General features: G+C 64.0%; 18 protein-coding genes. 8 read left to right on the top strand and 10 right to left on the bottom strand.

Annotation, left to right across the window (positions count from 1 at the left end; translation table 11 throughout):
- Positions 1 to 12: 12 nt before the first annotated feature.
- Together J2X19_RS07640 and J2X19_RS07635 are read left to right on the top strand one after the other, a co-directional pair.
- On the top strand, positions 13 to 747 hold the full coding sequence (locus J2X19_RS07640) for a hypothetical protein (RefSeq protein ID WP_310372101.1): 735 nt from the start codon (positions 13 to 15) through the stop codon (positions 745 to 747).
- A 65-nt stretch (positions 748 to 812) separates the two neighbouring features.
- Positions 813 to 1,913 carry a DUF3616 domain-containing protein gene (locus tag J2X19_RS07635; protein ID WP_310372099.1) on the top strand — a complete coding sequence of 367 codons (1,101 nt, stop codon included), beginning with the start codon at positions 813 to 815 and terminating at the stop codon, positions 1,911 to 1,913.
- On the opposite strand, the gene J2X19_RS07630 is transcribed toward J2X19_RS07635, so the two are convergent.
- From J2X19_RS07630 to J2X19_RS07620, 3 genes are all read right to left on the bottom strand, one after another.
- Entirely contained in the window at positions 1,910 to 2,389 is a 480-nt protein-coding gene (locus J2X19_RS07630; RefSeq protein WP_310372097.1) for a hypothetical protein, read from the bottom strand. The two genes, J2X19_RS07635 and J2X19_RS07630, sit on opposite strands and share 4 nt — an antisense overlap.
- Before the next feature lie 82 nt (positions 2,390 to 2,471).
- Positions 2,472 to 3,254 carry a PEP-CTERM sorting domain-containing protein gene (locus J2X19_RS07625; protein WP_116608088.1) on the bottom strand — a complete coding sequence of 261 codons (783 nt, stop codon included), beginning with the start codon at positions 3,252 to 3,254 and terminating at the stop codon, positions 2,472 to 2,474.
- 104 nt (positions 3,255 to 3,358) lie between these two features.
- Positions 3,359 to 4,168, bottom strand: coding sequence for an IclR family transcriptional regulator (locus tag J2X19_RS07620; RefSeq protein WP_116608089.1), 810 nt, complete (start codon positions 4,166 to 4,168; stop codon positions 3,359 to 3,361).
- A gap of 197 nt (positions 4,169 to 4,365) precedes the next feature.
- On the opposite strand from J2X19_RS07620, the gene J2X19_RS07615 reads away from it, so the two are divergent.
- The 6 genes from J2X19_RS07615 to J2X19_RS07590 all read left to right on the top strand — a co-directional run bounded on the left by J2X19_RS07615 (position 4,366) and on the right by J2X19_RS07590 (position 10,969).
- The gene (locus tag J2X19_RS07615) at positions 4,366 to 5,946 is read left to right on the top strand and encodes a sugar ABC transporter ATP-binding protein (protein WP_310372093.1); all 1,581 of its coding nucleotides are present in this window, start codon (positions 4,366 to 4,368) and stop codon (positions 5,944 to 5,946) included.
- A 21-nt stretch (positions 5,947 to 5,967) separates the two neighbouring features.
- Entirely contained in the window at positions 5,968 to 6,963 is a 996-nt protein-coding gene (locus J2X19_RS07610) for an ABC transporter permease (RefSeq protein ID WP_092760956.1), read from the top strand.
- Between the two features lie 53 nt (positions 6,964 to 7,016).
- On the top strand, positions 7,017 to 7,964 hold the full coding sequence (locus J2X19_RS07605; protein WP_092760958.1) for an ABC transporter substrate-binding protein: 948 nt from the start codon (positions 7,017 to 7,019) through the stop codon (positions 7,962 to 7,964).
- Positions 7,965 to 8,034: 70 nt separating this feature from the next.
- Positions 8,035 to 9,312, top strand: coding sequence for an L-fuconate dehydratase (locus tag J2X19_RS07600; protein WP_310372090.1), 1,278 nt, complete (start codon positions 8,035 to 8,037; stop codon positions 9,310 to 9,312).
- A complete protein-coding gene (locus tag J2X19_RS07595; protein WP_310372088.1) occupies positions 9,309 to 10,178 on the top strand; it encodes an L-fucono-1,5-lactonase in 870 nt (289 codons plus the stop codon). The genes J2X19_RS07600 and J2X19_RS07595 overlap by 4 nt, the downstream gene beginning before the upstream one ends.
- Positions 10,179 to 10,192: 14 nt before the next feature.
- The gene (locus J2X19_RS07590) at positions 10,193 to 10,969 is read left to right on the top strand and encodes an L-fucose dehydrogenase (protein WP_310372086.1); all 777 of its coding nucleotides are present in this window, start codon (positions 10,193 to 10,195) and stop codon (positions 10,967 to 10,969) included.
- A gap of 82 nt (positions 10,970 to 11,051) precedes the next feature.
- Here the strand turns inward: J2X19_RS07590 and J2X19_RS07585 are convergent, their stop codons facing one another.
- The 7 genes from J2X19_RS07585 to ddpX form a co-directional block, all read right to left on the bottom strand.
- Positions 11,052 to 12,017: a dipeptidase gene (locus J2X19_RS07585; protein ID WP_310372084.1), complete on the bottom strand. Its 966-nt coding sequence runs from the start codon at positions 12,015 to 12,017 to the stop codon at positions 11,052 to 11,054.
- Positions 12,014 to 12,781, bottom strand: a complete 768-nt coding sequence (locus tag J2X19_RS07580; protein ID WP_310372082.1) for an ABC transporter ATP-binding protein — start codon at positions 12,779 to 12,781, stop codon at positions 12,014 to 12,016. Before J2X19_RS07580 ends, J2X19_RS07585 begins: the two co-directional genes overlap by 4 nt.
- The gene (locus J2X19_RS07575; RefSeq protein WP_310372081.1) at positions 12,778 to 13,617 is read right to left on the bottom strand and encodes an ABC transporter ATP-binding protein; all 840 of its coding nucleotides are present in this window, start codon (positions 13,615 to 13,617) and stop codon (positions 12,778 to 12,780) included. The genes J2X19_RS07580 and J2X19_RS07575 overlap by 4 nt, the downstream gene beginning before the upstream one ends.
- Positions 13,614 to 14,528: a nickel transporter permease gene (nikC, locus tag J2X19_RS07570; RefSeq protein WP_310372079.1), complete on the bottom strand. Its 915-nt coding sequence runs from the start codon at positions 14,526 to 14,528 to the stop codon at positions 13,614 to 13,616. The genes J2X19_RS07575 and nikC overlap by 4 nt, the downstream gene beginning before the upstream one ends.
- A gap of 151 nt (positions 14,529 to 14,679) precedes the next feature.
- Positions 14,680 to 15,711: an ABC transporter permease gene (locus J2X19_RS07565; protein WP_116608097.1), complete on the bottom strand. Its 1,032-nt coding sequence runs from the start codon at positions 15,709 to 15,711 to the stop codon at positions 14,680 to 14,682.
- 5 nt (positions 15,712 to 15,716) lie between these two features.
- Positions 15,717 to 17,318 carry an ABC transporter substrate-binding protein gene (locus J2X19_RS07560; RefSeq protein ID WP_310372076.1) on the bottom strand — a complete coding sequence of 534 codons (1,602 nt, stop codon included), beginning with the start codon at positions 17,316 to 17,318 and terminating at the stop codon, positions 15,717 to 15,719.
- A gap of 75 nt (positions 17,319 to 17,393) precedes the next feature.
- A complete protein-coding gene (gene ddpX, locus J2X19_RS07555; protein ID WP_405048606.1) occupies positions 17,394 to 17,969 on the bottom strand; it encodes a D-alanyl-D-alanine dipeptidase in 576 nt (191 codons plus the stop codon).
- Positions 17,970 to 17,974: the final 5 nt, after the last annotated feature.

Genomic DNA, 17,974 nt, shown 5'->3' with positions numbered 1-17,974 from the left:
TGGCGCCGCACGTTGCACACCGCCTCCCTGCTGGCGCTGGCAGGCTTGGCGGGCACCGTGCAGGCCATCAGCTTTGAACAGGTGCAGCGCATCAAGGCGCAAGAGGCCATACCGCGCTGGAAGATCGAAGCCCTGCGCGCCCAGGCTCTACGCAACACCCCGCCCGATGCCGCCACCGCCAGCGCTTGGCGCGCGCTGGATGCGCAAACCGACCCGCAGGTCGGCAAGGCCCCGCTGGAGCAGGTGGCCGCCGCGCGCGACGAAGACGAGCTGTTGACCAACGCCAGCTGGCTGCGCTGGCGCATCCTGTCCGAGAACGCCGATGCCCGGTTTTCCTTTGTCTACGCCGCCCAGCTGAGCCGCATGCGCGACGAGCAAGGCAATTTCGACCAGGAAGCCACGATCTTCTACTTCCACGCCAAGCTGGCGCTGACCCTGGACGGCATGCGCTGCAGCGACCGGACCAAGGCCGAACACCTGAGCAGCTGGTACGCCCAGCAGGACGATCTGCAGGCCCTGGCGCAAAAGTCCAGCCGCATGCCCGCCGCCGAAAAATCCGCCGCCATCCTGGAAGCCATCGCCATCGAAGAAATGCTGGGCGAGCGGCCACCCATGGGCTGGCTGTGTCCGCGCCGCGGCGCCGACGACAACAGCGGCCCGGCCCGCTACCTCAACGACACCGAGTGGCGCAAATACCGCGCCGACCAGCTGGAGCAGCTGACGCGCAACGCCATGCGCGATTTATAAGAAATACGGCTCTAGCGCAGGTATATAGTGCGCCACCAGCTACCATATTTATAGCAATTACAACTATGCCCACAGACCACCCCACCCTGCTCGCCTGCCTGCGCTGGCGCCCCGCCGCTATCGGCCTGGCCTGCAGCCTGCTGTGGGCCGCTGCCAGCGCGCAAACCGCCCCCAGCCTGCAGCCCAGCAGCGGGCCCTGGGACAGCGGCGCCGGCTTCCATTTCGACCTGGGCAAGAAGAAGGCACTGAAAACCCGGCAGTCGCTCAGCGGCCTGGCCTGCACCCTGAATGCCGCCCAGCAGCGGATTTGCCTGGCGGCATTTGACGAAGGCGTGGAAGCCCGCTTTGCCACCTTGGGCAAGCAGGCGCTGATCCCTGACGCCGAGCCCGTGCGCCTGCGCAGCGAGGACGGCGAGTTGGACGCCGAAGGCGCAGCCACCGACGGCCAGATGGTCTACATCACCGGCTCGCATTCGGCCAAGCGCAATAGCTGCGACAGCAACCCCGACAGCCGCCACGTGCTGCGCTTCCGGCTGGACCCGGCCACCGGCCGCGCACTGCGCAACCCCAACGGCAGCCTGGTGGATTACGCCGACACGCAAAACCTCTGGTCGGTGATGCAGGCCCAGCCCGGGCTGCAGGCCTATGTGGGCGAACGCAAATGCCTGGGCTCCGAAGGCGCGGGGCAGAACGGCGTCAACATCGAAGGCCTGGCGCTGCAGAACGGCCGCTTGTACTTCGGCTTCCGCGGCCCGGCGCTGGATGGCGCGGCCGGCGTGCTGGCGGTGGATGCCGACGCCTTGTTCAGCGGCGGCGAGGTGCATGCCAGCCTGACGCCGCTGGCCCTAGGCCCGGGCCGCGGCATCCGCGACCTGGTGGCCGTCAAGACCGGCTTTCTAGTGCTGGCCGGCCCGGACGATAACGACGGTCACAAGAAGCGCAGCTGGACCATCTCCTGGTGGGACGGCCTCCACAGCGCCGCTACCGCCACGCCCAAGCTGCTGGCGACGCTGGACCTGTCCAAGGTCATGCCACGCGCCTGCGACAAAGAGCTGAAACCCGAAGCCATCACCGTGCTGGCCGAAACGCCCAAGGCCTACCAGGTGCTGGTGCTATCGGACGGCATGTGCGACGGCGGGCCGCTGGCGTTTACGCTGCCGCGTTAGTAGGCAGTCAGCCGGCCATCGGCCAACTGCAGACTCAGGGTGCGCCCGCCCGCGGGTAGCAGCAACTGCCGGCCATCGGTGCTCCAACGGGGTTCGCCGGCCAGCCAGGCGCCCTGCACCGCGTGCTGCGCCACCGTCTTGCGCGGCAGCTGCAATATGCCGACCAGTTCGTCAAAGTTGTAATGGGCGCGGCGCCGCCCTTGCGGGTCGAGCAGCAGCAGCGCATGGCGCGACGGCACGTTGATCCATTCGTCCAGCAACACCACCTCGCCGCCATCGGCCACTACCGCGGTGCGCGGCCCTTGCTCGTGCGGCAAGGCCTGGCGCCAGAGCGGGCGCCGCCCATCCGCCGCCACGGCAAACAGCTCGGCCTGTGCGGACTGGCCTTGGCTGGGCGCCGACAGCACCAGCTCGAACGCCGCCGACGGCGAGGCAAACACGCGTTGCGCGTATGGCAGTGAACGGGCATCGTTCATGGCAGGTGGTGCAGCCAGGGCCGGCAACGTCGCCACGACACTGCACAGCAGCAGAGCACGGCGGCTGGGCACAGGCCGGCTTTCAGCCAAGGCTGCGGCGCCGCCAGGCCAGCACCAGCAAGCCAGCCGCCAGCAAGGCCAGGCTGGAGGGTTCGGGCACATTGTTCACCGCCACATCCTGCAACAGGCTGCTGCGCTGCGCCAGGGCGATCTGGTCGGCGGGTAAAAAGTCGTACCCCAGGCCGTCGGGCGCGATATCGTTCAGCGAGCCCGGCACCAGGCGGATATTGCCCCCGGCCATCAGGTAGTTGGGAACGCTGGAATGCGCATTGCTGCCGCCCAGGCTGTTCGGCACCAGGCCCAGGTTGTGGCCCAGCTCGTGGGCGATGGTGTCGATCCGGCCGATGCCGCCGTTGAACGCGCTCACCAGGTCCATGTCGATCGCCAGGCCGCCCACGCCTATCCAGCCTTCGCCGTAAGCGGTGCCGCCGTTGATCGAATGGACCAGGAACATGTTGACCACCGTGCTGCTGAGGTTGCTGCCCGGCGTGTAGGTCTGGCCCAGATTGAACAGGCTGTTGCCCGCCGAATCGTTGATGGTGCTGAAGAAAGTGCTGTTGATCTGCTGCACGAAGTTGAACAGCACGCTGATGCCGGCCTGGGCCCAGATCTTGTTGGTTTCGGCCGCAAAGTAGCTATTGCCGGCCGGTCCGGTCGAGCTGCAATTCTGACCCGCGTCGTCGCACAGCTGGTAGACCTGCACGGTCAGCGTCTGGGTGACGGGGATGGCCGTCGCCACGCCGGGCAGCAGTACCGCGCATGCCAGCACAAAGGCAGAAATCAGGCGCAAGAATTTGTGGGGCATGGTGGGTGTCTCCGAGGTGTCAGCGGTTTACTTTACTCCACAGCCGTTACAACGCGACACATTCATCCCCTGTTTGGAGGATGTCCCAGGCTCGGTGGCCGTGCCTAGGCTTGCATCAGCGACAAGGCCCGGGCTGCCTCCAGCAAATAGGCCCGGGCGTCTTCTTCGGTCGGGCCGGCATGCAGGTCGATGCGCCGGATATACGGGCAGGTCAACGCGGCCAAGGCATTGCCATCCACGCCCAGGATCGGGTACGAGATGTCCACCACGCCAAACGACTGCAGGCTATTGCCCTGGCGGTAGCCCTGCTGGCGCACGGTGTGCAGCACGGCGGCCAGGTCGGCACTGTTCATAGGCACTTCGCCGTCCAGCGAGGTGTGCTCGGCCAGCATGCGCTGGCAGCGCTCGGCGTCACTGAAGGCCAGCAGCACATGGCCCGAGGCCGAGTCCAGCAGGCCGACGCGCGCGCCCAACCGGGTCGACATACCCCAGGCACTGGGCCCGTTCACCTGGGCGGTGATCAGCACGCTACCCCGGTCGTACACGCCCATGTGGCAAGACTGCTCGGCCCGGCTGGCGAACACATCCATCACCGGCAAAGCCTGCGAGACCAGGCGGTTCAGCGGCGGATGCATGTGGGCCAGGGCAAACAGCTTCAGGCTCAGCGCGTAGCGGTCGCCCGACAGCGAGCGCATCACGTACTGGCGCACCACCAGGCGCTCCAGCATGCGGTAGATCTCGCTGGCGCCGCGGCCCGTGGCCTTGACGATCTCCGCGCGGGTCAGGCCCTGGGGCTGGCTGGCCAACAGCTCCAGGATGTCCAAGCCCTTATCGAGGGCGGGCGCCCGGTAGCGGTCGTCCGGCGCATCGGCGGCGGCGCGCGTGGGGGCAGATGGAGCGGTGGGCTTGGTCATGGCGAGTCAGACAAGAAAAGATCAAAAGGCGCGGAAATGGATGGAAGTTACACGCTACGCGGGTGCGGCCTACAAGGGAAAGTACCAGCATCTTGTGCATCGAAACCCACTAACATGAATGTTCATATTTAAACACTTTGTTCGCTTATGAACAAAAAAACATTCGCCGCCATTCTCACACCCGTTTTGAGAGCCCCATGAACAGCACAGGTTTTGACAGCACAGAAACACCGATGGCGGACACCTCTCCTTTGATTTCCATCACCCACCTGAGCAAGTCCTTTCCGGGCGTGCGGGCGCTGAACAACTGCCAGTTCGAACTGGCGGCCGGCGAGGTGCATGCACTGATGGGCGAAAACGGCGCGGGCAAGTCCACGCTGATGAAGGTTCTGGCCGGGGTCTATACCAAGGACGAAGGCGAGATCCGCATCGACGGCCAGGTGGTGAACATCCCCACCCCGCGCGCCGCGCAGGCCCTGGGCATCAGCATCATCCACCAGGAACTGAACCTGATGAACCATCTGAGCGCCGCGCAGAACATCTTCATCGGCCGCGAACCACTGGGCCGCATGGGCTTGTTTGTCGACCAGGACAAGATGGCGGCCGACACGCAGAAGATCTTCGACCGCCTGCACCTGCAACTGGACCCGCGCGTCGAGGTCGGCGAGCTCACCGTGGCCAAGCAGCAGATGGTGGAGATCGCCAAGGCGCTGTCGTTCAACTCGCGCGTGCTGATCATGGACGAGCCCACCGCCGCGCTGAACAACGCCGAGATCGACGACCTGTTCCGCATCATCCGTCAGCTGAAGGCCCACGGCGTGGGCATCGTCTACATCTCGCACAAGATGGACGAGCTGAAGGTGATCTCCGACCGCGTGACCGTGATGCGCGACGGCGAATACATCGCCACCGTGCCCACGGCCAGCACCAGCATGGACACCATCATCGGCATGATGGTGGGCCGCGCACTGGAGAGCAACGACAACCCGGCCCGCTACACCCACACAGACGACAGCCACGAGGTGATGCTGGAGGTCAAAGGCCTGAACCGCGGCCGCAGCATCAAGGACGTGAGCTTCAGCGTGCGCAAGGGTGAGATCCTGGGCTTTGCTGGCCTGATGGGCGCCGGCCGCACCGAAGTCGCACGGGCCATCTTCGGCGCCGATGCGCTGGACTCGGGCGAGGTCTGGGTCAAGGGCCAGAAGGTCGCGATCAAGGCGCCGTCGGATGCTGTCAAGGTCGGCATCGGCTATTTGTCTGAGGACCGCAAACGCTACGGCCTGGCCACCGGCATGGACGTGCAGTCCAACATCCTGCTGGCGAACTTGAAGAACTTCGTCTCCATGGGCTTCTGGCTCAAGCAGGACGCGATCGAGGCCGTGGCGCAGAAATATGTGACCCAGCTGGGCATCAAGACCCCGTCGATCTTTCAGCTGGCGCGGCTGCTGTCGGGCGGCAACCAGCAAAAAATCGTTATCGCCAAATGGCTGCTGCGCGACTGCGAGGTGCTGTTCTTCGACGAACCCACACGCGGTATCGACGTAGGTGCCAAGAGCGAAATCTACAAGCTGCTGAATGCACTGGCCGAGCAAGGTCGGGCGATTGTGATGATCTCCAGCGAGCTGCCCGAAGTGCTGCGCATGAGCCACCGTATCGTGGTGATGTGCGAAGGCCGGGTCACCGGCGAGCTGTCGGCCGCCGAAGCCACGCAAGAAAAGATCATGCAGTTCGCCACCCTGCGCGAGACCAATACCGCCACCGCCGCGACCACCCATTAAAAAACCCAAGAGACGCATCCCATGTCCGACCTCACGCCCATGCAACGCCTGAAGAACAAGCTGTTCAGCCAGAGCACCCGCCAGAAGCTGCTGGCTTTTGCCAGCCTGGTGGGGCTGATGGTGTTCTTCAGCGCCGCCTCGCCCAACTTCCTGCAAACCGACAACCTGGTCGGCATCCTGCAAGCCACGGCCGTGAACGGCGTGCTGGCGATTGCCTGTACCTTCGTCATCATTACCTCGGGCATCGATTTATCGGTCGGCACGCTGATGACATTTTGCGCGGTGATGGCCGGCGTCTTCATGACCTACTGGGGCCTGCCCATGTATGTGGGCGTTCTGGCGGCGATCCTGTTTGGCGCACTGGCGGGCTGGGTGTCGGGCTTTCTGATCGCCAAGCTGAAGATCCCGCCCTTCATCGCCACCCTGGGCATGATGATGCTGCTCAAAGGCTTGTCGCTGGTGATCTCGGGCACCAAGCCGATCTACTTCAACGACACGCCGAATTTCAGCTACATCTCGCAGGAGTCGTTCATCGGCTACTTCTTCCCCAGCCTGCCGATTCCGAACGCGGTGCTAATCCTGTTCGTGGTCGCCGTGGTGTCCAGCCTGATCCTGAACAAGACCATTCTGGGCAGCTATACCTTCGCGCTGGGCAGCAACGAAGAGGCGGTGCGCCTGTCGGGTGTCAACGTAGACCGCTGGAAGATCATTATCTATTCACTGAACGGCGCAATCTGCGGCGTTGCCGGATTGCTGATTGCCTCGCGGCTGAATTCCGCCCAGCCGGCTTTGGGCCAGGGCTATGAGCTGGACGCGATTGCCGCGGTGGTGATTGGCGGCACCTCGCTCAGCGGCGGGGCGGGCACGATCTTGGGCACCATCATCGGCGCCTTCATCATGAGTGTGCTGACCAACGGGTTGCGCATCATGTCGGTCGCCCAGGAATGGCAGACCGTGATTACCGGGATCATCATCATTCTGGCGGTGTACGCCGATATTTTGAGGAGGCGCAAATAACGATAAAGCATTTTCTCTTCACCCATCCAAGCAATACAAACAGGAGACATTCCATGGTTACGAAAAGAACATTACTCAGCACCCTTATCGCTCTCGGCTTATCGGCAGGTTTTGCAGGCAACAGCTTCGCCGCCGATGAAATCTATATTCCGCTGGTCTCCAAAGGCTTCCAGCACCAGTTCTGGCAAGCCGTGAAATCCGGCGCCGACCAGGCCGCCAAAGACCTGAAGGTCAAGGTCACCTTCGAAGGGCCTGAAACCGAAGCCATGGTCGACAAGCAGATCGACATGCTGACCTCGGTGCTGGCCAAGAAGCCGGCCGCCATTGGTTTTGCCGCGCTCGACAGCAAGGCTGCCATTCCGCTGTTGAAAAAAGCCCAGGCCGCCAAGATTCCGGTCGTGGCCTTTGACTCGGGCGTAGACAGCGACATCCCCGTCACCACCGCCACCACCGACAACAAAGCCGCCGCCGCCCTGGCCGCCGACAAGATGGCCGAGCTGATTGGCAAAGCCGGTGAAGTCGCCCTGGTGGTACACGACCAGACCAGCCGCACCGGCGTGGACCGCCGCGATGGCTTTGTGGAACGCATCAAGTCCACCTACCCGAACATCAAGATCGTCAGCGTGCAGTACGGCGGCGGCGACCAGCTGAAGTCCACCGAAATCACCAAGTCCATCCTGCAGGCCAACCCGAACATCAAAGGCATCTTCGGTGCCAATGAAGGCTCGGCCATCGGCGTGCTGAACGGCGCCAAGGAGATGAAGCGCACCATCGTGATCATCGGCTACGACTCGGGCAAACAGCAAAAAGACGCGGTGCGCAGCGGTGCCATGGCCGGCGCCATCACCCAAAACCCCGTGGGCATTGGCTACAAGACGGTGGAAGCTGCGGTCAAGGCGCTCAAGGGCGAAACCTTGCCGAAGATCATCGACACCGGTTTCTACTTCTACGACAAGTCGAACATGAACGATCCCAAGATCGCCGCCGTGCTGTACGACTAAGCACTCGCCGGTCCCCGAGGCACCTGGTGGCGCCTCGGGCTTTTCCTTCCCCCTTTTTTAGAGTATTTACATGGCAGTCATCCAATCCCTGCGCGTCGTCGACTTGCGCTTCCCCACTTCGCAGCACCTGGACGGCTCGGACGCCATGAACCCCGACCCCGATTATTCGGCCGCCTACGTCATCCTGGAAACCGACCAGCCGGGCCTGAACGGCCATGGCCTGACCTTCACCATCGGCCGTGGCAACGACATCTGCTGCGCCGCCATCCTGGCCATGAAGCACCTAGTCATCGGCCTGGACCTGGACTGGATCGCCGCCGACATGGGCCGCTTCTGGCGCCACATCACCTCCGACAGCCAGCTGCGCTGGATCGGCCCCGATAAAGGGGCGATCCACCTGGCCACCGGCGCGGTGGTCAACGCGGTATGGGACCTTTGGGCCAAGTCAGTAGGCAAACCGGTATGGCAACTGGTCGCCGAAATGAGCCCGGAAGAGCTGGTGCGCTGTATAGACTTCCGCTACATCACCGACTGCATCACCCCCGATGAGGCGCTGGCACTGCTGACCGAACGCGCCGCCGGCAAGGCCGAGCGCCTGGCCATCCTGCAGCGCGAGGGCTACCCCTGCTACACCACCTCGGCCGGCTGGCTAGGCTATGGCGACGAGAAGCTACGCCGCCTTTGCCAGGAAGCGGTGGACGCGGGCTTCAACCACGTCAAGCTCAAGGTGGGCCGCGACAAGGAAGACGACATCCGTCGCCTGCGCATCGCCCGCGAAGTGCTGGGCCCGAACCGTCAGCTGATGATCGACGCCAACCAGGTCTGGGACGTGGGCCAGGCGGTGGACTGGCTGAAAGACCTGGCCTTCGCCAAGCCCTGGTTCATCGAAGAGCCGACCAGTCCCGACGACATCGAAGGCCACCGCGTAATCCGCGAAAGCGTGGCGCCCATGCAGGTTGCCACTGGCGAGATGTGCCAGAACCGCATCATGTTCAAGCAGTTCATCATGCGCGGCGCCATCGACGTGGTGCAGATCGACTCCTGCCGCTTGGGTGGAGTCAACGAAATCCTGGCCGTCATGCTGATGGCCGCCAAATACAACTTGCCGGTGTGCCCGCATGCGGGCGGCGTGGGCCTCTGCGAATACGTGCAGCATCTGTCGATGATCGACTACCTGTGCATTGCCGGCACCCGAGAAGGCCGGGTCATCGAATACGTCGACCATCTGCACGAGCATTTCAAGGAGCCCTGCGTGATCCAGAATGCCGCCTACATGCCCCCCACCGCCGCCGGCTTTTCCATCGAGATGCTGCCCGCTAGCCTGGTGCAATACGCGTTCAAACCATGATCCGCAAGATCGACAGCCACCAGCATTTCTGGCAGTTTGATGCCAAGGCCTTTCCCTGGATCGGCCCGGGCATGGCGGTGCTGGCGCAGGACCGGGGGCCGGGCGACTACGCCCCGGCCATGCAGGCCTGCGGTGTGGGTGGATCGATCGCGGTACAGGCCCGCACCGAGGTGGCCGAGACCGACTATTTGCTGGATCTGGCCGCCCGCCACCCCAGCATCGTTGGTGTGGTCGGCTGGGTCGATCTGGCCGGTGACGCGCTGGTCTCGCAGCTCGAAACCTGGTCGCAGCAGCCCAAGCTGCGCGGCTTCCGGCACATCCTGCAGGACGAGCCCGATGTGGCGCAGGTGGTCAACAACCCGGCGTTCCGGCGCGGCGTGGCCTTGCTGCAGCGCCAGCAACTGGTCTACGACGTGCTGGTGTTCGCACACCAGATGCCGCTGGTGCTCGACTTCTGCCGCACCCAGGACGCCCATTGGCTGGTACTCGACCACCTGGGCAAGCCGCCGCTCAAACACCCCGAGCAAATGCCGCACTGGGTGCAGTCGCTGAAGGCCCTGGCCGCCCTGCCCCATGTGGTGTGCAAACTGTCCGGCCTGGTGACCGAAACCGCCTGGCCCTACCCCGGCGGCCTGCCCGGCGTGGTGCAACAAGCTATTTGGGACTGCTTTGACCAGGCCCTGGACGCCTTTGGCCCGGAGCGCCTGCTATTCGGTTCCGACTGGCCAGTCTGCGAACTGGCCGCGCCCTACCCCACGGTGGACCTGCTCGCGCATACCTGGGCCAGCCAGCGACTCTCAGTGACAGAACAAGCCGCATTCTGGGCCGGCAACGCCACCCGCTATTACCAACTCCCCATTTCCTGAAAGAGCCTCACCCCATGGATCTGCATCTAAAAGACAAGGTCGTCATCGTCACAGGTGGCGGCAGCGGCATCGGCGCGGCCATCTCGATGACGTTGGCGCAGGAAGGCGCGATTCCCGTCGTCCTCGGCAAGAGCGCGCTGAACCCCGAATTTGGCGCCCAACTGGCCGCCGTGCAGCCGCAGTTTCAGTTCATCCAGCTGGAACTCGGCGATGACGCCGCCTGCGGCGCCGCCGTGGCGCAGACCCTGGCCCGCTTCGGCCATATCGACGGTCTGGTGAACAACGCCGGCATCAACGACAACGTGGGCCTGGATGCGGGCCGCGATGCCTTTGTAGCCTCGCTGGAAAAGAACCTGATCCACTACTACGTGATGGCGCACTACTGCGTGCCGCACCTGAAGGCTTCCAAGGGCGCCATCGTCAATGTGTCGTCCAAAACCGCGCTCACCGGCCAGGGCGATACCAGCGGCTACACGGCGTCCAAGGGCGCGCAGCTGTCGCTGACGCGTGAATGGGCGGCTTCGCTGCTGAAAGACGGCGTGCGCGTGAATGCCGTGATCCCCGCCGAGGTGATGACACCGCTGTATGAGCGCTGGATCTCCAGCTTCCCGAATGCCGAAGAAAAGCTGCTGAGCATCACCCGCAAGATCCCGCTAGGCCAGCGCATGACGACCTCGGAAGAGATCGCCCGCAGCACGGTGTTTCTGCTGTCCGATGCGTCCAGCCACACCACTGGCCAATGGATTTTTGTCGATGGCGGCTACACACACCTGGACCGCGCGCTATCCTGAGCAAGATTTATAAAAAATAGGTCTCTAGCACAGGTAGTACCTGCGCAAGCAGCTATTTTTTATGTAGCAAATGGCAAATGACTCAATGCCACACTTGCCCGGCCACGCGCAGCATATTGCCGCCCATCACCAGCGCCGCATCGTCGGCTGACATGCCCACATCCTGCAGTGCCTGCGCCAGCAGCTGCCAGGTTTCGACCGGGGTGTAGGTGGCGCGCAGGATGGTGCGGTCATAGCCGGCAGACTTGGGCCACCAGTAGCCAGGGTCGTAGTCGCCGGGCGGGTTATCGTTCAGTTCGGGCTGGTGAAAGCTGATGTCCAGCCCTATGCCCACATGCTGCACACCCACCAGGTGGGCCACATAGGCTGCATGGCGCGCCACGTCCTGCGCCGTCGGCGCGGTATTGCCCAGGAAAAACGAGACGCCCGACACACACACCACACCGCCCGTAGCCGCGCAGGCGCGGATCTGCTCGTCGGTGATATTGCGGCCATGCGCCACCAGCGCCAGCGGATTGGCGTGGCTAAAGATCACCGGCTTGGCGGACGCGGCCATGATGTCCAGGCTGCAGCGCCGGCCGGTGTGCGAGCAGTCCATCAGCATGCCGGCGGCGTTCACCGCCTGCACCATGCGCACACCCAGCGGGGCCAGGCCGCGCGCCACATCGTGGCAGCCGTCGGCCACACTGTTGTTGCGGTTGTAGGCAAAGTGGATCTGCCGCACGCCCAGGGACGCATACAGCGCCACCATCTCGGGTTGCTCCAGCAAGGGCATCGCGCCTTCCAGGTCAAAGCCGATGGCGATTTTTCCGTTTGCCCGGGCCTGTTCGATGTCGGCCACACTATTCGCCAAGACGTACTTGTCCGGGTGCGCGACCAGCGTGGCACGGAAGCCGGCGATCACCGCCATCACCTGCTGCACCGGGTTCATGTCCATGCCGACGTTGATCGACACATAGTCGACCCCGGCCGCATGCAGCCGGTCGATGGGTGCAAAACTGGCCTGCGGATGCAATGGCAGGCAGGCGTGGGATTCCCAGTGGATCATGGTGTGGCTCCGTGTCTTTGAAAACCGGTGGAGGCCTGCATCAGCTGGCGGGTATAGGGCTGGGCCACGCGGCTGGCGGCCAGGTCGGCAGACGCCAGCATCTCCACCGTTTGCCCGCGCTGCATGACCATCAGGCGTTCGCACAGGTGCGTAACCACCGCCAGGTCATGGCTGACCATGATGAAGCTTAAACCGCGGCGGGCCCTCAGGGTTTCCAGCAGGTTCAGCACCTCGGCCTGCACCGAGGCATCGAGCGCCGAGGTCGGCTCGTCCAGCAGCAAAATCTGTGGCTCCAGGATCAGCGCGCGGGCGATGGCGATGCGCTGGCGCTGACCGCCCGACAGCTGATGCGGGTAGCGGAAGCGGAAACCCGCGCCCAGGCCGACTTCGTCCAGCGCGCGCTCGATGCGCTGCTGCTCGTCGCCCATGCCGTGGATGGCCAGTGGCTCGGCCAGCAGCCGGTCCACCGTGTGGCGTGGGTGCAGCGAACCATAGGGGTCCTGGAACACCATCTGCACCAGGCGCCGGAACGGTTTGCTGCCGGGCAAGGGCTGGGGGCCAGGCCCCAGCAGTTCAACCGTGCCCGATTCGCGCCGCGCCAGGCCGCAGATGGCTCGCAGCACGGTAGATTTGCCCGAGCCCGATTCGCCCACGATGCCAAAGCTCTCTCCCGGCTGCACGCTGAACGAGGTATCGGCCACGGCCACAAAGCCGTCAAAACTCACGCGCAGGCCTTGTACCTGCAAACCAATGGACTGGCTCATAGCGCCCACGCCGGTTGCCGGTCCAGTGTGGGCAGTGGATGCCGATCCGCGCCGAGTTGCGGCAGGCAGTTCAGCAGGCCCAGCGTGTACGGGTGCTTGGCGTGGGCCAGGCCGCCGGCGCTGAGCTCTTCGACCACCCGCCCCGCATACATCACCAGAATCCGGTCGCAGAAGGTGGACACCAGGCGCAGGTCGTGCGACACAAAAATCAGGCCCATGCCGCGCTGCAGCACCAGCGCATCCAGGATCGCCAGCACCTGCAGCTGCACGGTCACATCCAGCGCCGACGTCGGTTCGTCGGCAATCAGCAGGTCGGGGTTGGCGATCAGCATCATGGCGATCATTGCGCGCTGGCCCATGCCGCCCGATACCTCGTGCGGATAGAGCTTGTAGACGCGCTCGGGGTTGTCGATCTGCACCTGCTCCAGCGCCGCCAGCGCCTGTTGTTTGGACTCGGCTTTGGACAGCTTGGTATGCGCACGCAGGGCTTCCACGATCTGCTCGCCAATGGTCATCACCGGGTTCAGCGAGAACTTCGGGTCCTGCAGCACCATGGCGATGCGCCCGCCGCGCAGCTCGCGCCGCTGCTTGGGTGCGCAGTTCAGCAGGTCGATGCCATTGAATGCCAGCCGCTTGGCCGTCACCCGGCCCTCGGGCGCCGTCAGGCCCAGGATCGCGCGGCCGGTTTGCGACTTGCCCGAACCCGACTCGCCGACGATGCCCAGGCGCTCCTTACCCAAGGTGAACGACACACCACGCACCACCTCGACCCAGCCGCCATCGCGGTTCGGAAACGCGACCCGCAGGTCATCTACCACCAGCATGGGTTCGCTCATTTCACGCCCTTTGGATCTAAGGCGTCACGCAGTCCGTCGCCGACCAGATTGAAAGCCAGACTGACCAGGAAAATCGCTGCCCCCGGCGCGGCCGCCACCCACCATTGGTCCAGCACATACTGCCGGCCATTGGCGATCATCGCGCCCCATTCGGGGGTCGGCGGCTGGGCACCCAGACCGAGGAAGCCCAGGCCGGCAGCGGTCAGGATGATGCCGGCCATGTCCAGCGTGACCCGCACGATCACGGACGACAGGCACAGCGGCATGATGTGGTGCAGCACGATGCGCCAGGGCGATGCGCCGATCAGCTGCACCGCGGCAATATAGTCGGCCTGGCGGATGGTCAGCGTCTCGGCGCGCGCCATGCGTGCATACGGCGGCCAGGCGGTGATGGCGATGGCGATCACCGCGTTCTCGATCCCCGGGCCTAGCGCCGCCACAAAGGCCAGCGCCAGAATCAGCCGCGGAAAGGCCAGAAAGATGTCGGTGATGCGCATCAGCGCCGCATCCACCATGCCGCCCGCATAGCCTGCCACCGTGCCCACCAGCAAGCCTATGGGCGCGGCCAGCACCGCCACCAGGATCACCACCATCAGGGTTATGCGCGAGCCATGGATCAGCCGCGACAGAATGTCCCGCCCCTGGTCGTCCGTGCCCAACCAGAACTGGCCGGATGGCGGCAGCAGCCGGGTGGTGCGCAAGTCGCCCACGGTGGGTGAATACGGCGCAAACAGTGGCGCGAAGATGGCCACCAGCACCAGCAGCGCCACGATGGCCAGGCCCAGCATCGCCAGGCGATTGCGGGTGAAGATGCGCCAGGCGCCATAGGCCCGGCCCCAGGCCGCCTGGCGGCGCGAAGCGGGGCGGTCGGACATCAGCCAGCTGTGCAGGCTTGTGGTAGAAGATTTCATGGAATGTAGTTGCCCGCCAGCCCTGCTGCGGCACCAACGCTCGCAACCCAGAAACACCGCGGAACCGGCTTCGCCGGACCGCTGGTGTTGCCCCCTGCAAGGGGGTTGGCGAAAGACGCGTAGCGCTGCAGTCTGGGGGTGTGCATCATGTTCAACGGATACGGGTGCGCGGGTCGAGCGTCTTGTAGAGCACGTCGGAGAGTAAGTTCAGGCCGATAAAAACCGAGCCCACCACGATGGTGCCGCCCAGCACCGCGTTCATGTCGGCGTTCTGCAGCGAATTGGTGATGTACAGGCCCAGGCCAGGCCAGGCGAACACGGTCTCGGTGAGCACCGAGCCCTCCAGCAGGCCGGCATACGACAAGCTGATCACAGTGACCAGCGGCACCATGGCATTGCGCAGCGCGTGGCGCCAGATGATGCGCGCCTCGCTCAGGCCCTTGGCGCGGGCGGCCACGATGTACTCCTGCGACAGCTCGTGCAGCATGAAGGAGCGCGTCATGCGGCTGATGTAGGCCAGCGAGAAATAACCCAGCAGCGACGCCGGCAGGATCAGGTGCGACAGCACATTGCCGAACGCATCCCACTGCCCGGCCATGGCCGCGTCCAGCAGCAACAGGCCGGAGACATTGGCCAGGGTGTATTCATAGACCACGTCGATACGCCCCGGCCCACCGACCCAACCCAGCTTGGCGTAGAACAGCACCAGGCCCATCAGGCCCAGCCAGAAGATGGGCACCGAATAACCCACTAAGCCCATCACCCGCACGATCTGGTCGACCACGCCGCCGCGGCGCACCGCCGCCCACACGCCCAGCGGCACGCCAAAACTCACGCCGATCAGGATGCCGAGAGTGGCCAGCTCCAGCGTGGCCGGAAAGGCCCGGCGGATGTCGTCCATCACCGGGTGCGAGCTCAGCACCGAGGTGCCAAAGTCGCCGCGCAGCACCTTGCCGATGTAGATATAAAACTGCTCCCACAGCGGCTTGTTGAAGCCCATTTCTTCGCGCACCCTGGCTACCAGCTCACCCGAAGCCCGGTCGCCGACGATGGCTAGCACCGGGTCTATGGGCATGACACGGCCTATGAAGAAGGTGACGGCCAGCAGGCCCAGGTAGGTCAGGACGATGACGACCGCAAAGCGGCCCACAGTCTTGAGCCTACGCATCCAGCGAGCGGGCATGCGTTTTAACGCTTGCTGGCGGTAAACATGTAGTCAGAACCGAACGTAGGGCCTAGCTTGAAGCCGTCCACATTGCTGCGCACGGCCGCCACTTCCACCTGCTGGTACAGCATGATGAAGGGGCTGGTCTTGCGAAATTCGGCCTGCATGTCTTCGTAGATCTTCTTGCGCTTGCCGGTGTCGCGCTCCAGCACGGCGGCATCGGCCATTTTTTCGAGCTCGGGGGCTACCCAGGCATTGCGCCAGGCCAGGGGTTTGGCTTTGGCATCGTCGCTGTTATCGGTGTTCTGCACAAAGGTGGCGTTGCTGTGCGGGTCCCAGTAGTCGGCACCCCACTGGCCGATGTACATATCGTGGGTGCGGGCGCGGTATTTGGTCAGCACCTGCTTGCCGTCGCCGGGGATGATCTCGATATCGATGCCCGCGCGCTTGGCGGTTTGCTGGAAGGCCTCGGTAATGCCTTGCACAGGCTGGATAGTGCGCATGTCGATGGTCACCTTGAAGCCATTGGGCAGCCCTGCCTTGACCAGCAGCGCCTTGGCCTTGTCCACGTCCAGTTTGTACGGGTTGACCGTGCTGGCGCCCAGCAGGCCCACGGGCAGGAAGTTCTGGTCCACGGTGCCGATGTTCTTGATCAGAGTGTCGCCGATGGCGGCATAGTCCAGCAGCCATTTCAGGGCTTCACGCACCTCGGGTTTGGCCAGGTTGGGGTTCTTCTGGTTCAGGCTGATGTAGTAGACCGTGCCCTTGGGGGCAGATTCGATCTTGACGTCCTTGTTGCCTGCCATGGCGGCCAGATCCTGCGGGGCCAGGTTGCGGGCCATGTCGATGTCGCCCTTCTCGAGCAGCAGGCGCTGGGTACTGGATTCCTTGATGTGGCGGTACAGCACGCGGGCCAGCGGGGCTTTTTTACCGTAATAACTGTCGTTGCGCTCCAGCGCCACCACTTCGTTGGCCCGCCATTCGCGCAGCTTCAAGGGGCCAGAGCCTGCGTAATGGGTTTTGAGCCAGGCATAGCCCAGGTCGCCCGCCACTTCGTTGGCCAGCACCAGCTTTTTATCCACCACTGCACCCACGTCAGCGGTCAGGCAGTTCATGACAAACGACGGGGCGTAGGCCTTGTCGGTTTCCAGCGTCAGACTCAGTGGTCCGGTGGCCTTGATCTTGTCTTTGACGTTGGTTTTACTAAACCCAAACTGCGTGAGGATGAAGGCCGGAGATTTGTCCAGCAGCACCGCCCGCTGCAGCGAGAAAGCCACGTCTTCGGCCGTGAGGGGATTGCCAGAGGCGAATTTCAAGCCAGGCTTGAGCTCGAAGCTGAAGGTCTTGCCGTCCGCAGACACGGTCCACGACTTAGCGATGTCGTTGATCAACTTGGACGGGTCGCTGGTATCGAGCCGCACAAGGCGGTCATAGGTATTGCCCATCACCTCGCTGGCCGAGATTTCAAACACCTCCGCCGGGTCCATGGTGATGATGTCGTCGAACGCAAACGCCACCACCAAGGTGTCCTTGGGCGTGGCGGCCCAGGCTGTCCCCAGCATCAGGGTGGACGCAGCGGCTGCAACCAGTCCGCGGCGGGAAAGCAGAGGTGTCGAGAAACGCATCGGATCTTCCTTTGGGTGTGAAACGGACAAAAACCTAAACCAGCTTACCGAATCCCCTGCGTTGCAAGAAGCATGCTAACCCTGTATAGACATCGGTCCCAGATCGCCCAGAAGCGCACTGTCGATCAGGCCGTAGTGCCCGGGCAGCGCGTAATGCCACCACTCGTGGGCCAGGTGCACAAAGCCCGCGTCTTCCATGATGCGCAGCAACAGCTGCCGGTTCGCCTGGGCCTGTACAGACACCTCGGGGCTGAAGTGGTGCGAAGCGGTCGTCATGTCGTCGAAACCGGTGCCCATGTCCAGCTCCTCGCCCTGCGCATCCACCAGGGTCAGGTCCACCGCCGTGCCGCGCGTGTGGTTGGAGCCGATTGCAGGGTCGGCCACATAGGCCTGGTCGGGGGCGGTATGCCACAGCAGCACCTGCGCCTCGTGCGGGCGGAAGGCGTCAAAAATCTTCAGCCGATAACCGGCCGCGGCCGCCGCCAGCACCGCCCGGCGCAAGCAGACCTCGGCATCGCGGTGCAGCAGGCAGTGCGCGCGGTCGTAGATCGGCCGGCCGGCAATATTATTGGCCGTGGCGTAGGCCAGGTCGAGCACCACCCCATGGGTTTCGGGGTGGACCGGTACGAGGGGATGGGGCATGGGCATCACAATTT

Origin of the sequence: Rhodoferax ferrireducens (assembly GCF_031458075.1) — a bacterium.
In the GTDB taxonomy this organism is placed as follows: domain Bacteria; phylum Pseudomonadota; class Gammaproteobacteria; order Burkholderiales; family Burkholderiaceae_C; genus Rhodoferax_B; species Rhodoferax_B ferrireducens_A.
Note: the sequence above shows the minus strand (reverse complement) of the source record. Positions and strands in the feature narration are given on the sequence as shown.

Excerpts from the sequence above, each read along its gene's own strand:
- J2X19_RS07630 (WP_310372097.1), bottom strand. The coding sequence starts at position 2,389 with ATGAACGATGCCCGTTCACTGCCATACGCGCAACGCGTGTTTGCCTCG.
- J2X19_RS07565 (WP_116608097.1), bottom strand. The coding sequence starts at position 15,711 with ATGCCCGCTCGCTGGATGCGTAGGCTCAAGACTGTGGGCCGCTTTGCG.
- nikC (WP_310372079.1), bottom strand. The coding sequence starts at position 14,528 with ATGAAATCTTCTACCACAAGCCTGCACAGCTGGCTGATGTCCGACCGC.
- J2X19_RS07605 (WP_092760958.1), top strand. The coding sequence starts at position 7,017 with ATGGTTACGAAAAGAACATTACTCAGCACCCTTATCGCTCTCGGCTTA.
- J2X19_RS07600 (WP_310372090.1), top strand. The coding sequence starts at position 8,035 with ATGGCAGTCATCCAATCCCTGCGCGTCGTCGACTTGCGCTTCCCCACT.
- J2X19_RS07590 (WP_310372086.1), top strand. The coding sequence starts at position 10,193 with ATGGATCTGCATCTAAAAGACAAGGTCGTCATCGTCACAGGTGGCGGC.
- J2X19_RS07610 (WP_092760956.1), top strand. The coding sequence starts at position 5,968 with ATGTCCGACCTCACGCCCATGCAACGCCTGAAGAACAAGCTGTTCAGC.
- J2X19_RS07575 (WP_310372081.1), bottom strand. The coding sequence starts at position 13,617 with ATGAGCGAACCCATGCTGGTGGTAGATGACCTGCGGGTCGCGTTTCCG.
- J2X19_RS07560 (WP_310372076.1), bottom strand. The coding sequence starts at position 17,318 with ATGCGTTTCTCGACACCTCTGCTTTCCCGCCGCGGACTGGTTGCAGCC.
- J2X19_RS07585 (WP_310372084.1), bottom strand. The coding sequence starts at position 12,017 with ATGATCCACTGGGAATCCCACGCCTGCCTGCCATTGCATCCGCAGGCC.
- J2X19_RS07635 (WP_310372099.1), top strand. The coding sequence starts at position 813 with ATGCCCACAGACCACCCCACCCTGCTCGCCTGCCTGCGCTGGCGCCCC.
- J2X19_RS07580 (WP_310372082.1), bottom strand. The coding sequence starts at position 12,781 with ATGAGCCAGTCCATTGGTTTGCAGGTACAAGGCCTGCGCGTGAGTTTT.
- J2X19_RS07595 (WP_310372088.1), top strand. The coding sequence starts at position 9,309 with ATGATCCGCAAGATCGACAGCCACCAGCATTTCTGGCAGTTTGATGCC.
- J2X19_RS07625 (WP_116608088.1), bottom strand. The coding sequence starts at position 3,254 with ATGCCCCACAAATTCTTGCGCCTGATTTCTGCCTTTGTGCTGGCATGC.
- J2X19_RS07620 (WP_116608089.1), bottom strand. The coding sequence starts at position 4,168 with ATGACCAAGCCCACCGCTCCATCTGCCCCCACGCGCGCCGCCGCCGAT.
- J2X19_RS07615 (WP_310372093.1), top strand. The coding sequence starts at position 4,366 with ATGAACAGCACAGGTTTTGACAGCACAGAAACACCGATGGCGGACACC.